General features: G+C 66.7%; 13 protein-coding genes. 8 read left to right on the top strand and 5 right to left on the bottom strand.

Annotation, left to right across the window (positions count from 1 at the left end):
• Window positions 1-13: 13 nt before the first annotated feature.
• From NIBR502770_RS07680 to NIBR502770_RS07700, 5 genes are all read left to right on the top strand, one after another.
• A complete protein-coding gene (locus tag NIBR502770_RS07680) occupies window positions 14-799 on the top strand; it encodes an ABC transporter ATP-binding protein (RefSeq protein ID WP_141181567.1) in 786 nt (261 codons plus the stop codon).
• A gap of 20 nt (window positions 800-819) precedes the next feature.
• Window positions 820-1,605: a sulfite exporter TauE/SafE family protein gene (locus NIBR502770_RS07685; protein WP_141160467.1), complete on the top strand. Its 786-nt coding sequence runs from the start codon at window positions 820-822 to the stop codon at window positions 1,603-1,605.
• Window positions 1,606-1,612: 7 nt separating this feature from the next.
• Window positions 1,613-2,422, top strand: coding sequence for an RNA methyltransferase (locus NIBR502770_RS07690; RefSeq protein WP_141181568.1), 810 nt, complete (start codon window positions 1,613-1,615; stop codon window positions 2,420-2,422).
• Window positions 2,423-2,597: 175 nt separating this feature from the next.
• Complete coding sequence (locus NIBR502770_RS07695; RefSeq protein WP_018771158.1) at window positions 2,598-2,855, top strand: type B 50S ribosomal protein L31; 258 nt, start codon at window positions 2,598-2,600, stop codon at window positions 2,853-2,855.
• A gap of 99 nt (window positions 2,856-2,954) precedes the next feature.
• Entirely contained in the window at window positions 2,955-4,052 is a 1,098-nt protein-coding gene (locus NIBR502770_RS07700) for a biotin/lipoate A/B protein ligase family protein (RefSeq protein ID WP_210418930.1), read from the top strand.
• Between the two features lie 82 nt (window positions 4,053-4,134).
• Here the strand turns inward: NIBR502770_RS07700 and pepN are convergent, their stop codons facing one another.
• Together pepN and NIBR502770_RS07710 are read right to left on the bottom strand one after the other, a co-directional pair.
• Window positions 4,135-6,789, bottom strand: a complete 2,655-nt coding sequence (gene pepN / locus NIBR502770_RS07705) for an aminopeptidase N (RefSeq protein ID WP_141181570.1) — start codon at window positions 6,787-6,789, stop codon at window positions 4,135-4,137.
• A 33-nt stretch (window positions 6,790-6,822) separates the two neighbouring features.
• A complete protein-coding gene (locus NIBR502770_RS07710) occupies window positions 6,823-7,881 on the bottom strand; it encodes a YeiH family protein (RefSeq protein ID WP_141181571.1) in 1,059 nt (352 codons plus the stop codon).
• Between the two features lie 113 nt (window positions 7,882-7,994).
• On the opposite strand from NIBR502770_RS07710, the gene NIBR502770_RS07715 reads away from it, so the two are divergent.
• The 3 genes from NIBR502770_RS07715 (at window position 7,995) to NIBR502770_RS07725 (ending at window position 11,401) form a co-directional block, all read left to right on the top strand.
• Window positions 7,995-9,551 carry a circularly permuted type 2 ATP-grasp protein gene (locus NIBR502770_RS07715; RefSeq protein WP_141181572.1) on the top strand — a complete coding sequence of 519 codons (1,557 nt, stop codon included), beginning with the start codon at window positions 7,995-7,997 and terminating at the stop codon, window positions 9,549-9,551.
• A gap of 75 nt (window positions 9,552-9,626) precedes the next feature.
• On the top strand, window positions 9,627-10,553 hold the full coding sequence (locus NIBR502770_RS07720; protein ID WP_141160461.1) for an alpha-E domain-containing protein: 927 nt from the start codon (window positions 9,627-9,629) through the stop codon (window positions 10,551-10,553).
• Window positions 10,550-11,401 carry a transglutaminase family protein gene (locus NIBR502770_RS07725; RefSeq protein ID WP_141160460.1) on the top strand — a complete coding sequence of 284 codons (852 nt, stop codon included), beginning with the start codon at window positions 10,550-10,552 and terminating at the stop codon, window positions 11,399-11,401. The genes NIBR502770_RS07720 and NIBR502770_RS07725 overlap by 4 nt, the downstream gene beginning before the upstream one ends.
• 45 nt (window positions 11,402-11,446) lie before the next feature.
• Here NIBR502770_RS07725 and NIBR502770_RS07730 read toward each other — a convergent pair whose 3' ends face one another.
• From NIBR502770_RS07730 to glgC, 3 genes are all read right to left on the bottom strand, one after another.
• Window positions 11,447-11,917: a pyridoxamine 5'-phosphate oxidase family protein gene (locus NIBR502770_RS07730; protein ID WP_168223141.1), complete on the bottom strand. Its 471-nt coding sequence runs from the start codon at window positions 11,915-11,917 to the stop codon at window positions 11,447-11,449.
• Between the two features lie 19 nt (window positions 11,918-11,936).
• Window positions 11,937-13,388, bottom strand: coding sequence for an SDR family NAD(P)-dependent oxidoreductase (locus tag NIBR502770_RS07735; RefSeq protein ID WP_141181573.1), 1,452 nt, complete (start codon window positions 13,386-13,388; stop codon window positions 11,937-11,939).
• Between the two features lie 90 nt (window positions 13,389-13,478).
• Window positions 13,479-14,888, bottom strand: a complete 1,410-nt coding sequence (glgC, locus tag NIBR502770_RS07740; protein ID WP_141160458.1) for a glucose-1-phosphate adenylyltransferase — start codon at window positions 14,886-14,888, stop codon at window positions 13,479-13,481.
• Window positions 14,889-14,928: the final 40 nt, after the last annotated feature.

Raw genomic sequence — 14,928 nt, forward strand, 5'->3', positions numbered from 1 at the left:
AGTGTCTACTCCTATGAGTGATGTTCTGGAACTGGACTCCGTCAGCGTTGTCCGAGGTAAAAAGACCCTGCTGGACAAGGTCGACTGGCAGGTCAACGAAGGCGAACGCTGGGTCATCCTGGGACCCAACGGCGCCGGAAAGACCACCCTCCTCCAGATCGCCGCGGCCCGCCTGCACCCCAGCAGCGGCAAAGCCGGAATTCTCGACGAGACGCTGGGCCGTACCGACGTCTTCGAACTTCGCCCCCGCATCGGGCTTTCCTCGGCTGCACTTGCCACCCAGATCCCGGAACACGAGAACGTCCTCAACGTCGTGGTCACGGCCGCCTACGGCGTCACCGGCCGCTGGCGGGAAGGCTACGAGCGCGACGACGAACGGCGCGCCTTCCGGCTCCTGAACGACTGGGGCATGGGCCCGCTGCTCAACAGGACGTTCGCCACCCTGTCCGAAGGCGAGCGCAAGCGCGTCCAGATCGCCCGGGCCCTCATGACCGACCCCGAACTACTGCTGCTGGATGAGCCCGGCGCCGGGCTGGACCTGGGCGGCCGCGAGGAACTGGTCCACAAGCTGGGCGAGCTGGCCCGGGACGAGTCGGCTCCGGCAATGGTCCTGGTCACGCACCACCTTGAAGAGGTCCCGCCCGGCTTCACCCATGCCATGCTGCTGCGCGACGGCGGCGTGGTGGCTGCTGGACCCATCACCGAGGTCCTGACGGAAGAGCACCTGAGCACCACCTTCGGGCTTCCCTTGGATGTCTCCGAGAACGCGGGACGCTACACGGCCACAGCACGCCGCTAGACGAGGCCTGCGCTACTATCTTGGAACTCTTCAGCAGCATCATTGTGTTCATCGCCGGCCTGTGGGCCGGCACCATCAACGCGGTGGTGGGATCCGGCACCCTGGTCACCTTCCCGGTACTCATCGCCCTGGGCGTGGCTCCGGTGACCGCCTCCATGAGCAATGCCATGGGCCTGGTCTTCGGAACGGGCGCCGGGGCCTTCGGCTACCGCCGCGAGCTGGCCGGCCGGGGACGGCAGGTGCTGCGGCTCCTGCCCGCCTCGGTCCTGGGCGGCGTCACCGGCGCCTGGCTCCTGCTGCACCTGCCGGAGAAGGTTTTCCACTACGTCGCCCCGGTCCTCCTGGTCCTGGCCCTGCTGATGGTGGTGTTCCAGCCGCGGCTCCAGGACTGGGTGCGCAACCGCGAGGCCAACCCCGAACACGCAGTCCGGGACAAACGCCACGGATTCCTCCTGGTGGTCCTGGTCTACCTGGCCGGTGTCTACGGAGGCTACTTCGTCGCGGCGCAGGGAATCCTCCTGGTCGGGATCCTGGGCGTGTTCCTCACCGGCACCATCCAGAACGCCAACGCCATGAAGAACATCCTGGTCCTCGGCGTGAACATGGTGGCCGCCATCTCCTACCTGTTGTTCGCCTTCGACCGCGTCAACTGGCTCGTGGTGCTGCTGATCGCCATCAGCTCCACCATCGGCGGCCTGGCTGGTTCAAAGGTAGGCCGGAAGCTTTCGCCGCGGGTCCTGCGCGCCGTGATCTTCAGCCTGGGCATCGTGGCCCTCGCCGTCATGATCGCCAACCTGCTGAAATAATCTCCCGGTGACCTTCCACTACCTCGAATCCGCCGCGGACCCCCGGGTCAGCGATTACACCACCCTGACGGACGTGCACCTGCGCAAGCTCCGGGAACCGGCCGAGGGCATGTACATTGCCGAATCCTCGCGGGTCCTGCGCCGGGCCCTTGCGGCCGGCCACCAGCCCCGGTCCTTCTTCCTCGCGGAGAAGTGGATGGCGGATCTTGAGGATGTCTTCCAGGCGTACCCGGACGTCCCGGTGCTCATCGGCCCGGCCGCCCTCCTGGAGGAAATCACCGGGTTTCACCTGCACCGCGGCGCCATGGCGGCCATGCATCGTCCGGCCCCGGTGCCGCTGCCGGACCTTCTCGCCGGGGCGCGCCGCGTGGCTGTGCTGGAGGACATCGTGGACCACACCAATGTGGGTGCCATCTTCCGCTCCGCGGCGGCGTTGGACATCGACGCTGTGCTGGTCTCGCCGCGCTGTGGCGATCCGCTGTATCGCCGCAGCGTCCGGGTCAGCATGGGGACCGTGTTCCAGGTTCGTTGGGCCCGCCTGCAGGACTGGCCCGGTGACCTCCAGGTGCTCAAGGACCACGGCTTCACCGTCGCGGCGCTGGAACTGACGCCGGACGCAGAAGATGTCGACGCCGTCGCCTCCCGCAACGTGGACAAGCTCGCCCTGGTGCTTGGCACCGAAGGTGCCGGCATGAGCCCGGAGACCCTCGCCGCCGTCGACCTCGCTGTCAAAATCCCGATGCGGAACGGTGTGGATTCACTGAACGTTGCGGCTGCCTCGGCCGTCGCCTTCTGGGAGTTGCGCGCCCGGGGCTGACCTGCGGGGGCGCGGGATGCCGCGGATGGGACTGGTTCGTCAGCCCCACCGGCATCGGCTATGATTGATAGCTGGTTGTCCTGCTTTTTCGGCTTCGGCTGATGCGACAGATCGCAGCCATCCCATTCATACCTGGCAGCTGGCAAAATCCAGTTGCGCGAACAAAGGTCCCATTATGAAGTCTGATACCCACCCGAAGTACGAAGCTGTTGTCTTCAACGACCTGGCCTCCGGCACCAAGTTCCTGACCCGCTCCACCGTGTCTTCCAACAAGACCATCGAGTGGGAAGACGGCAACACCTACCCGGTCATCGACGTCGAAATCTCTTCCGAGTCCCACCCGTTCTACACGGGCAAGCAGCGCATCATGGACTCTGCAGGCCGCGTCGAGCGCTTCAACGCTCGCTTCAAGGGCTTCGGCGGCAAGAAGTAATTCCCTTCGCCCAAGCTTGTTGGCAGGAGGCCCGCACCGGAAACGGTGCGGGCCTCCTGCGTTAACCGCGCACCCGCTTTCTGGGGCAGGATGGGAAGCATGAGCGAGCCCGGATTTCCTGCCGATAATGCCCACAACAACCAGCGCCTGCACGGGGAGTACAAGGTTCCCGGCGGCAAACTGGTGGTGGTGGACCTGGCAGTTGTGGACGGGGCCCTGGCGGACGTCTCCGTCAGCGGGGACTTCTTCCTGGAACCTGACGAGGCCCTGGCGGATATCAACCGGGCGCTGACCGGGCTCCCGGACACCACCCCAGCCAAAGACCTCGCTGCGGCCGTCACAGCGGCCCTGCCGGCCGCAGCCGTGCTTTTCGGCTTCTCCGCGGACGCCGTGGCCGTGACCGTCCGCCGTGCACTGGCCAAGGCCACCTCCTGGCAAGACCACGAGTGGAACGTCATCGCGCCCACGGTGCTCCCCACGGAAATTAACGTTGCCCTGGACGAGGTGCTCACCGAGGCCGTCGGAGCGGGGGAGCGCACACCCACCCTGCGGTTCTGGGACTGGCAGGAACCGTCGGTAGTCATCGGAAGCTTCCAGTCTGTGCAGAACGAGGTGGATCCCGAGGGCGTGGCCAGGCACGGTATCAACGTGGTGCGGCGGATCAGCGGCGGTGGAGCGATGTTCATGGAGGCCGGCAACTGCATCACCTACTCGCTCTACCTGCCCCAGACGCTGGTGGATGGACTGAGCTTCGCTGATTCCTACCCGTTCCTTGACGCCTGGGTCATGGCGGCGCTGGAACGGCTGGGCATCAACGCGTTCTACATCCCGCTGAATGACATCGCCACGGACCAGGGAAAGATCGGCGGCGCCGCGCAGAAGCGGCTGGCCAACGGCGGCATGCTGCACCACGTCACCATGAGCTACGACATCGACGCCGACAAGATGGTGGAGGTCCTCCGGATCGGCAAGGAGAAGCTCTCGGATAAGGGCACCCGAAGCGCCAAGAAGCGGGTGGATCCGCTCCGCCGCCAGACCGGCCTGGCCCGCACAGCCATCATTGAGGCCATGATTGAGGTCTTCAGCGAGCGTTATGGGGCCACGCCGTCAACGCTGGCGGGACACGAGCTGGCAGCGGCCAAGGACCGTGTGGCCGCCAAGTTCGGCACGGAGGAGTGGCTCCACCGCGTTCCCTAAACCACGGGGTGCCTTGACCCAGTGGTGGAGTGACAGCCGGGCTCACTGCGCAGGGACAGTCCCTGCGCAGTGAGCCGCAGCGTCAGTGCGCCGGCGCGGCCTGGGGCCGGTGGGGAACGACGGCGGCCTGGGCCGTGAGTGCCCGCAGCAGGTGGCTGCGCTGCTCGACGACGATCCGGCGCAGCGCGCGTGGGGCGTCCGGGTTGGCGTCCAGCCAGGCGTCCGTGCGCCGGACCACCGAATGTTCTGCGGGCTGCATGGTGACCCCAAGGTCCTGGGCTGCAGGGTACAGGCCCCGGACAATCCGGCTGGCGATCTCGATGCTCCGCGAGTCCCACACAGTCCGCAGGCACTCAAAGTAAGGCTCCACATAGCGCGCCAGCAATTCGGGCGGCGCGGTGGTGAAGCCGCTGATGGTGGCCGTGAGGAGCTGGTTGGACAGCTCATTTCCATGCACCGCCGCGTTCCACGCCGCATCCTTGACGGCAGCCTCCGGACGGGCCGCCATCGCCGTTGCATGGCCTGCCCGGCCCGATGCGGTGGTGTCCCGCGCCAGCTCGGCGTCGAGCTCGGCAGCAGTGGCCTCCCCGTGGGCGGCCAGCGCGTGCCACAGCTGCCAGCGCAGGTCGGCGTCCACGGCCAGGCCCGCCACCGGCGCCGAGCCGTCGAGCAGGCCGCGGAGCCGGGGAAGCACGGCGCTGTCATGCCTGCCCAGGGCGGCAAGGGTGCGGGCCCAGGCCAGCTGTGCGTCCGATCCCGGGGCGGCCCGGTGCAGTTCCGCGGCGGCCGCGGACACGAAGGTTGACCGCACCGAGGACCTGGCGGCGGCGGGGGTGTAACGCTCAATGGCGGTGGCGGCGTTGTCCAGGATGTTCAGCAGGACGCCGATGCCGGTCTCGGCCGGTGCGAAGGCAGCCACGGCGTCGACATACTGGGCCGCGGGGCTTTCGCCGTCGCGGGCGGAGTTCCACAGGGCCGTCCAGCACAGGGCGCGCGCCATCGGGTCGGAAATCCGGTCCAGCGACCCCCGGACGGTGGCCTCGGAGACCGGGTCGAGCCTCACCTTGGCGTACGCCAGGTCATCGTCATTGACCAGCAGGAGCGCCGGCCGTGGCTGCCCTGCAAGCTGGGGGAGTCCGGTCCGCCCGCCAATAACATCGGTGTCCAGGCTCGCGGTCTTCAACAGCGCGCCGGAACCGTCAAAGTCGTAGGAACCGACGCGGAGGCGGTGCGGACGCAGCTCATCCCGTCCCGTAACAGGGTCCACCGCCTCCTGGACGATCTCCACTTGCCCCAGGACGCCGTCGTCGTCCGCTGCCGTGCCCTGCGGAGCAATGTCAACGGACAGCGTGGAAATCCCCGAGGTCTGCAGCCACTGCCGGGCCCAACCGGACAGGTCGCGGCCTGAGGCCGCGCCCAGGGCCGCCAGCAAGTCCTGGAGCGTCGTGTTTCCGTAGGCGTGCTTGCGGAAGTACTCCCGGGAGCCTGCGATGAACGCGTCGAACCCCACATAGGCCACCAGCTGCTTCAGCACGGATGCGCCTTTGCCGTAGGTGATGCCGTCGAAGTTCTGCTTCGCCGCTTCAAGATCGGGAATGTCCGCAACGATGGGGTGGGTGGTGGGCAGCTGGTCCTGGACGTAGGCCCATGCCTTGCGCTTGTTGGCGAAGTTGACCCAGGCCGTGTCCCAGTCGGTTGCCCGGTCCACGGCCAGCGTTCCCATGTAGTCAGCGAAGGATTCCTTCAGCCAGAGATCATCCCACCATTGCATGGTCACCAGGTCGCCGAACCACATATGCGCCATCTCGTGCATCAGGGTATTCGCGCGTGCCTGGTACTGGGCATCGGTGGCCCTGGAGGTGAACACGTAGCTCTCGGTGAACGTCACCAACCCGGGATTCTCCATGGCACCCAGGTTGTATTCGGGGACGAACGCCTGGTCATACTTTCCCCACGGGTACGGGAAATCGAACAGGCGGTTGAAGAAGTCCAGGCCCTTCTTCGTGAGGGCAAAAAGCTCTTCCGTGTCGAAGGATTCCGCCATGGAAGCCCGGCAGTAGAGCGCCAGCGGGACGTCCAGGTTAGTGCCGTCGTCGAGCGTTGCCTGCCAGCGGTCCTCCGCCCTGAAGTAGGGCCCGGCCAGGATACTGGTGATGTAGGTGGACATCGGCAGGGTGGTGGCGAAGTCCCAGCAGGCCGTCGCTGGATCGCTGGTCAGCGGGGTCCGGACCACCTCGGCGCCGTTGGAGGCCACTTTCCACTCCGCCGGAGCCATCACGTGGAAGGTGTAGGTTGCCTTCAGGTCGGGCTGTTCGAAGTTGGCGAAGACCCGTCGCGCGTCAGCCGGCTCGTACTGGGTGTACAGGTAGGTCTGGCCGTCGGCGGGGTCAACGAACCGGTGCATGCCTTCACCGGAGCGGCTGTAGAGGGCGGTGCCGGTGACGGTCACCTGGTTCTGGGCCCCGAGGTTGTCCAGCCTGATCCGTGCGCCCTCCACCACGTCCCCGACCTGCAGGCTCTTGCCGTTGAGGAGGACGCTGTGGACGGTGCTGCCGATGAAGTCCAGGAAGGTGCTGCTGCCGGGTTCGGCGGTAAAGGTGATGACACTGCGGCTGGGGTAGCCGGGAACGGCCGGATCTGCTGCGTGCCGCACATCGAGCGAGACGTCGTAGCTGGTGGTGCTGATCCGGGCTGAACGTTCGGCGGCTTCGCTGCGCTTCAGATTCTCATGTGACACCCGGCTATCTAATCACGCTGCCGGTGCGTCCACTCAGCCCGCGATCAGGAAGGCGGCCGCCAGGCCCAGTACGGCAATCAGGAGCCAGGACGCCAGCGCAGCCAGGAGCGCCTGGCCTCCCGTATGCAGCAGCGTGCGGATCCGCACCGCCGATCCCAGTCCGAACAGGGCCGCCCCCAGGAGGACGTCCTGCAGCATGGCCCCGATCTCCAGCCAGGCAGGAGCCAGCCAGCCGGAGGAGCGCAGGGCCACCATCGCCACAAAGCCCAGCACGAACACCGGCACCACCGGCGGCATCTTGGAGGTGGTGCCGTTGGCTGCACCCAGGGCCCGTTCACCACTCCTGTGGTGAACGCCGGCGATTGCGGCGACAGGTGCCAGCAGCAGCACGCGGGTGAGCTTGACGACGACGGCGATCGCCAGTGCGCCAGCCCCTGCGGTTTGTGCTGTGGCCACCACCTGGCCCACGTCGTGGACCGACGCCCCGGTCCAGGCCCCGAAGACCGTGGCCGTCAGCCCCAGGGGGTGGGCGATGAGGGGCAGGACACCGATGGCAAGTGTGCCGCAAAGCGTCACCAGGGCCACTGGCAGGACTGTTTCCGCATGCCGGATCCGGCGGACGGCGGCCACGGCACCGATAGCTGATGCGCCGCAGATGGAGAACCCGGTGGCCACCAGCAGCGACGTCACGGGCGGGAGGCGGAACAGGCGGGAGATGGCATACGTGCCGCCGAAACTGGCCGCCACGACGGCCACGATCAGGACAAGGGCCAGCCACCCCAGGTCAAGGACGTCCATGATGCTGACTTTCAGCCCCAGCAGCACGATCCCGCCGCGCATCAGGTGCTTGCCGGCGAAGTCGAGCCCTGCGCGGGCGCGGCCCCCGGTCCAGCCCGCCGGGCCGGGCAGGTTGGCGGCAAGGACGCCAAGGACCACAGCCAGGGTCATCGCAGGCAACGCCGGCACGAGCCCGTGCACCAGGAACGCCACCGTAACGGCAGCCGCCGCCGTCAGCAGGCCCGGAGCCAGCCGCGCCGCCGCGGGCCGGAAACGGCCGTGGCCCGGCTCGGGGAGGCTTCTGCTGACTGGCACTCACCTACTGTGCCCGACGAGGCCAGTAAAGTACGAACCGGACTGCCGGCGACAACACGCCAGAATGGATGGCAGTAATGAACTCGAAACAAAAAGATGGTTGGCTATTGGACATGTCAGACCTATTCCAGGATTACTCCGAGGCCGCGGGCCGCACCGGAGCGTACGACGAGATGTTCGCCCCGGGGCAACAGGCCAGGGACTCGTACGGGCAGGTGGCCGAGGCCCTCCGGAAGCTCTCCCTGGCGGACGTCAGCGCACGCGCGGACTCCATGGCCCGCACCTTCCTGGACCGCGGTGTCACGTTCGACTACGCGGGCGAGGAGCGGCCTTTCCCGCTCGACATCGTGCCCAGGGTCATCCCTGCGGCGGAGTGGGATGTCCTGGAACGCGGGGTGGCCCAGCGCGTCCGTGCCCTGGAAGCATTCCTGAACGACGTCTACGACAAGATGACCGTGGTGTCCGACGGCGTGATTCCCCGCCAGCTCGTGACCACCAGCGCCCACTTCCACCGGCAGGTCCACGGGTTCGAACCGGCCGGCGGGGTCCGGGTGCATATCTCCGGCATCGACGTGGTCCGCGACGCAGCCGGCACCTTCCGGGTCCTGGAAGACAACGTCCGCGTTCCGTCCGGCGTCAGCTACGTGCTGGAGAACCGGCGCGCCATGGCCAAGGGCCTGCCCGAAGCGTTCGGCCAGCAGCTCATCCGGCCCGTGGAGGAATACCCCCGCCGCCTGCTCTCGGCCCTGCGCAAAACCGCGCCCGCCGGCGTGGACGATCCCACCGTCGTCGTCCTGACCCCCGGCGTCTTCAACAGCGCCTATTTCGAGCACACCCTCCTGGCCGGCCTCATGGGTGTTGAGCTGGTGGAGGGCCGGGACCTGATCTGCCGTGGAAACCGCGTGTACATGCGGACGACGGCCGGCGAGCAGCGGGTGGATGTGATCTACAAGCGCATCGACGATGACTTCCTGGACCCGCTGCAGTTCCGTTCCGACTCGATGCTCGGCTGCCCCGGCCTGGTCAACGCTGCCCGTGCCGGCGGCGTGACGATCGCCAACGCGGTAGGCAATGGCGTGGCCGACGACAAACTGGTTTACAGTTACGTGCCTGACCTGATCCGCTACTACCTCAGCGAGGAGCCCATCATCGCCAACGTGGACACCTACCGCCTCGAGGAGAAGGAAGCCCGGGAGTACACCCTGGACAACCTCGCGGAACTGGTGGTCAAGCCGGTGGACGGCTCCGGCGGGAAGGGCCTGGTCATCGGCCCGGATGCCTCCCGGGACGAACTGGACGCCCTCCGCCAGCGGATCATCTCCGATCCCCGCGGCTGGATCGCCCAGCCGGTGCTGCAGCTCTCCACCGTTCCCACCCTTGGCGGTGACAAGTTCGGCCCCCGCCACGTGGACCTGCGGCCCTTTGCGGTGAACGACGGCGACGATGTCTGGGTGCTCCCGGGCGGCCTGACCCGCGTTGCGCTGAAGGAAGGGTCGCTGATCGTGAACTCCAGCCAGGGCGGCGGATCCAAGGACACGTGGGTCCTGGCCGACTCGCCGCAGATGCCGGTGGAAACGGTGCCCCGCCAGTCCATCACGGTCCGCGAACGGGTCTCGGTATGGCCGGTGGAGAGCAACTGGCGCGACCGCCAGTCGGAGCAGCAGCAGTGAGGCCGGCACGTGAAGGCGTGGCCGGCGTCGCACATTTCTTAGACATCGTTCCGGGCGCGCAGGAGGTAGCCGCGAATGCTTAGCCGTATTGCCGAGTCCCTGTTTTGGATTGGCCGCTATGTGGAGCGGGCCGACGGTACCGCCCGCATCCTGGATGTCCACCTGGAACGCCTCAACCACCTCCCCATGGAGGAACGCAAGAGCGTGGCGCAGGAACTCCTGGCCGTCATGGGAGCCAAGCCGCAGAGCGAGGATTTCGGCCTCCCGGAACTCCTTCACGCCCTGGCGTATGACAAGACCAGCGCCACCTCGATCGCCGGTTCCCTGGGGGCTGCCCGCGAGAACGCCCGCCGTGCACGCGAGACCGTGTCCTCCGGGCTGTGGGAAAGCCTGAACACCACGTACTACGGGCTGAGCCAGCACCGGAAGGACGTGGTGGGCACCTACCGGTTCTGCAACTGGACCCTGGAGCGTACCGCGATGGTCAGCGGCCTTGCCGACACCACCGTGAGCCACGACGAGAGCTGGCTCTTCCTGGTGCTGGGGCGTTCGCTGGAGCGCGCGGACATGACGGCACGGATGCTTTCCACCCGGGATGTGCTCTCTGCCGGCATGTCGTGGGTGAACATGCTCCGCTGCGCCGGCGCCTATGAATCGTTTTTGCGGACCCGGCGGGCAGCGTTTGGCGACCAGCACGCCGCCGAGTTCCTGCTCCTGGACCGGCTGTTCCCCCGGTCCATCGTTTACGCGCTGCGGGATGCGGACGAGTGCCTCGCCAAGCTGGACCCCTCCGCCCAGCGCGTGGGCTTCATCAACGATGCTCGCCGCATCGTGGGGCAGGCCCGCACCTTCCTCGAGTTCCACCGCACTGACGACCTCATGTCCGAACTGCCCGAACACATGGAACGCGTGCAGAAGGCCGTGTCCCAGGCCTCGGACGCCATTTCCCGTAAGTACTTCAATCAGGCGGACGAACTTGCCTGGGTGGGAGAAGTGTCATGACCCGGTTGAGCATCGTCCACAGGACGGCCTACAAGTACAACAAGCGGGTGACGCTGTCCTACAACGAGGCCAGGATGACGCCGCTGACGGATTCGCAGCAGGTGGTGCTGGAGTCCGTGGTGAAGGTCTCTCCGTCGCAGGCAGCAGTAAGCACCTACCGCGACTACTGGGGCACCCGGGTCACGGCCTTCGACATGCAGATGCCGCACGAAAACCTCGAGGTGGTTTCCAACATCACCGTCGAAGTGCACAGGGCGGAGAAGATTCCTGCCGAGGCGGACATTGTGGGCTGGGACCAGCTGGCGTCCCCGGAAACCCTCGACGCATTCAGCGACTGGCTGCCCCAGTCCCGGCTGAGCGGGCCCGGTGAAGAAGTCCTGGGCATCATCCCGGGCGTCGTGGCAGGAAAGAACCCGCACGAGGCCGCCATGGCCGTGTTTGCCTGGATGCGCGGGGAGATGACCTACATGTCCGGCTCCACCGCCGTCACCACCAACGCGGAGGAAGCCTGGGGCCAGCGCCAGGGGGTGTGCCAGGACTTGGCACACCTGGCCATCGGCGCGCTGCGCAGCTGCGGAATTCCGGCCCGCTACGTCTCCGGCTACCTGCACCCCCGCTCCAGCGCCGGGATCGGTGAGACCGTTGCCGGGCAATCGCATGCCTGGCTGGAATGGTGGGACGGGGACTGGCGCAGCTGGGACCCCACCAACCACAAACCTGCCGGCGACTTCCATGTCACCGTGGCCAGGGGCCGCGACTACCGCGACGTCCCCCCGCTGAAGGGGATCCTGTCCGGGGGCGGCGGCTCGGCCTTGAAGGTCAGCGTGGAGATCACCCAGCTCGCCTGACGCATGGGGTTCCCCGGCCTCCTGGCCGGGGAACCCGCGGTCGGCCTATTCCTGGGATGCTTTGGCGGAACCGCTGATCTGGGTCCACCACGTCATCGGGTCCGTTACCTTGAAGCGGCGGCCCGTGACGCTGTCCGGGGTGATGCGGACGAACGCGTCCTTGCGCCCGGCCTGCCAGGGGAAGAGGTACAGGCGGGAGGTCTCCAGCACTTCCTCGGTGGCCTTGACCAGGGCAGCGGTGCCCTTGATCACCACGCTCCACGCCAGGCCCGTGTCAGGGTCCACGCCGTCCGCCTCCACCGCCACGGGGGCATCGCCGGAGGCAGCCGACAGTTTGGTTCCCTGGGCCGTCCTGAAGACCAGGGTGCCGCCGTCCACCGTGAAGTTGACCGGAAAGATGTCTGGCCTGCCCTCGACGAGGACCGCCAGCCTTCCTACGGACACAGTCCGCAGCAGCGCCCAGCATTCGTGGTGTTCAAGTTTCTGCACTTGGGAGGAGGATGACTCGTTGCTCATGCCGTGAGCATACCCCGCATCACCAGGGGCTGGGCTTGTAATCCTTCAGGAAGACCCCGTACTGGTCCTCACCGTTTTCACCCATGACGATCGGATCATAGACGCGGGCCGCGCCGTCCACCAGGTCCAGGGGGGCGTGGAAGCCTTCCTCCATGAGCCGGACCTTGGTGAAGTGCGGGCGCTCGTCAGTGATCCAGCCGGTGTCCACGGCAGTCATCAGGATGCCGTCGGTGTCCAGCATCTCCTGGGCGCTGGTGCGGGTCATCATGTTCAGCGCCGCCTTGGCCATGTTGGTGTGCGGGTGCCCGGGGCCCTTGTACGCGCGGGAGAACTGCCCCTCCATGGCCGAGACGTTCACAATGTATTTGCGCCGCGCCGTGGACCGCTGCATGGCACCGCGGAGCCTGCTGACCAGCAGGAACGGTGCGGTGACGTTGCAGAGCTGCACCTCGAGCATCTCGAGGGGATCCACTTCGTCCACCACCTGCGTCCAACTGTTGATGGTGGCAAGGTCCGGGACCAGGCCCCCGGCGTCGATCGCGGTGCCCGCGGCGATGCGCTCCAGGGAGGCAGATCCGGTGGACAGCGCCAGGGACGTGACGGCATCGCCGGCAAGGACCGGGTGGTCGGTGACGCTGCCCGCCAGTGCCAGCGGGTGCTTGTCATGGGCATGGCCGAAGGTCAACAGTTCAGGGCCGCCATTGGCCTGGTCCAGTGCCGCCGGAAGCGGTTCCTCCTCGGCGTCCACCAGTGGCTTGTAGGCGTTGCCGGATCGGCGCACGGTCTGGGCCGCATTATTGATGATGATGTCCAGCGGACCGGCCTGGTCGAGGGAATCGGTCAGGGCCATGACCTGGGCAGGATCGCGCAGGTCGATGCCCACGATCCGGAGCCGGTGCAGCCACTCGCCGCTGTCTTCCATGGCGGCGAAGCGACGTGCCGCATCCTTGGGGAACCGGGTGGTGATGGTGGTGTGCGCACCGTCGCGCAGCAGCCGGAGGGCGATGTACATGCCGATCTTGGCCCGTCCTCCGGTGAGCAGGGCCCGCCGACCGGTGAGGTCGGTCCGGGCATCGCGCTTGCTGTGGCTGAACGCAGCGCATTCCGGGCAAAGCTGGTGGTAGAAGGCGTCCACCTGGGTGTAATGCTGCTTGCAGATGTAGCAGGGGCGCGAGCGGATAAGGTGTCCCGCGATGTTCCCGGTGGCTGATGTAGCCAGCTTGTTGCCGCGGGTTTCGTCATCGATCCGGTCCGGGGCCGCGGTGGCGGTCTGGGCAATCACGGCGCGGTCAGCCTCGGCGATGGAATCGCGCTTGGTTACCCTGCGGTGGCGCTTGACGGCCTTGAACATCTTCCCCGTGGCGCGGCGCACCGAGATGTAGTCCGGGTGCTCCTCGTCATACGCGTGGATGGTGTTCAGGACCTTGAGGCAGGCCTGAATGTCCTCAGGGGTCAGATCGGGGGAGCTCATTGGGAAGATTTTACAGCGTGCGCCGCAGGCCGGGGCACCATCTCTGGTGCCCCGGCCTGCGGGATGCCGTGGGAGGTCGTGCGTGGCGGGTCAGCGAAGCCGCGCGGCTGGAGCGGCCTCCGCCGCTGCGGCGGCGTGCGTGCCGGCCACCTTGTCGGCTGCCTCACGGACATCCGGGTACTGCTCTGCCGCCGCTTTGATGGCGTTGGGCAGGACGCTCAGGTGGCTCGCGGCGAGCTGCCGTTCCTGCTCACCGGGCTCCGGAACTTCCTGGCCCTTGGCGAGGACCGTGATGCCGGACTCTGTCACCTTGAATCCGCGCGACCGGTCCAGCTCGGGGTCCAGGCCGATGGCGGCTCCGGCGGGGACCTTGACGTTCTTGTCCAGGATGGCGCGGTTGATCACTGCCCCTTCACCCACCTGCACCTTGTCCATCAGCACGGAATCGATGACCCGGCCGCTGGTTGCTACATAGACGTCGTTGGACAGCACGGAGCCCTCCACGACGCCGCCGGAAATCACCACCCCGTTGGCCACGATGGAGTCCAGCGCCGTGCCCACGGTGTTGTTCTTGCCCCGGACGAACTTGGCGGGCGGGGAAATGCTCTGCCGGGTGTAGATGGGCCACTCGGAGTTGTAGAGGTTGAACACCGGCAACGGTGAAATCAGGTCCATGTGGGCGTCGTAGAAGGAGTCGATGGTGCCCACATCACGCCAGTAGGTGCGGTCGCGCTCCGTGGAACCGGGGATGTCGTTGAGGGTGAAGTCGTAGACGCCGGCCTCGCCCCTGTTGACGAAGTAGGGGATGATGTCCCCGCCCATGTCGTGCTTGGTGTCAAGGCGCTCGGCGTCAACGTGCAGCGCGGCCACCAGGGCGTCGGCGTCGAACACGTAGTTGCCCATGGAAGCCAGGAACTGTGAAGGGTCGGCGGCAAGCCCGGGGGTGCTCGAGGGCTTCTCCACGAAGGCGGCGATCTTTTGGGCGTCGTTTTGATCCACTTCGATCACGCCGAACTGGTCAGCCATGTGAAGCGGCTGCCGGACGGCCGCGACCGTGGCCTTGGCGCCGCTGCGGACGTGCTGGTCCACCATTTGGGCGAAGTCCATGCGGTACACGTGGTCCGCGCCCACCACGACGACGATGTCGGGGTTGGCATCATGGATCAGGTTCAGGGATTGGTAGATGGCGTTGGCGCTGCCCAGGAACCAGCTCTTGCCGACGCGCTGCTGTGCGGGGACGGAGGCGACGTAGTTGCCAAGCTGCGTGGACATCCGCCAAGCTTCGGAAATATGCCGGTCGAGGCTGTGGGATTTGTATTGGGTAAGGACCACAATCTGCAGGTAACGCGAATTCACCAGGTTGGAAATCGCAAAATCGATAAGGCGGTAGCTGCCCGCGAAAGGCACCGCGGGCTTTGCGCGGTCTGCCGTCAGTGGCATCAGTCTGTTTCCCTCGCCACCTGCGAGGACAATGGCCAGGACTTTTTTGGTCAACGGCATAATGGTCGCTCCTGTACGCCTTCGTAACTCCCCAAGACAG

The organism is Pseudarthrobacter sp. NIBRBAC000502770, assembly GCF_006517815.1.
In the GTDB taxonomy this organism is placed as follows: Bacteria; Actinomycetota; Actinomycetes; order Actinomycetales; family Micrococcaceae; genus Arthrobacter; species Arthrobacter niigatensis.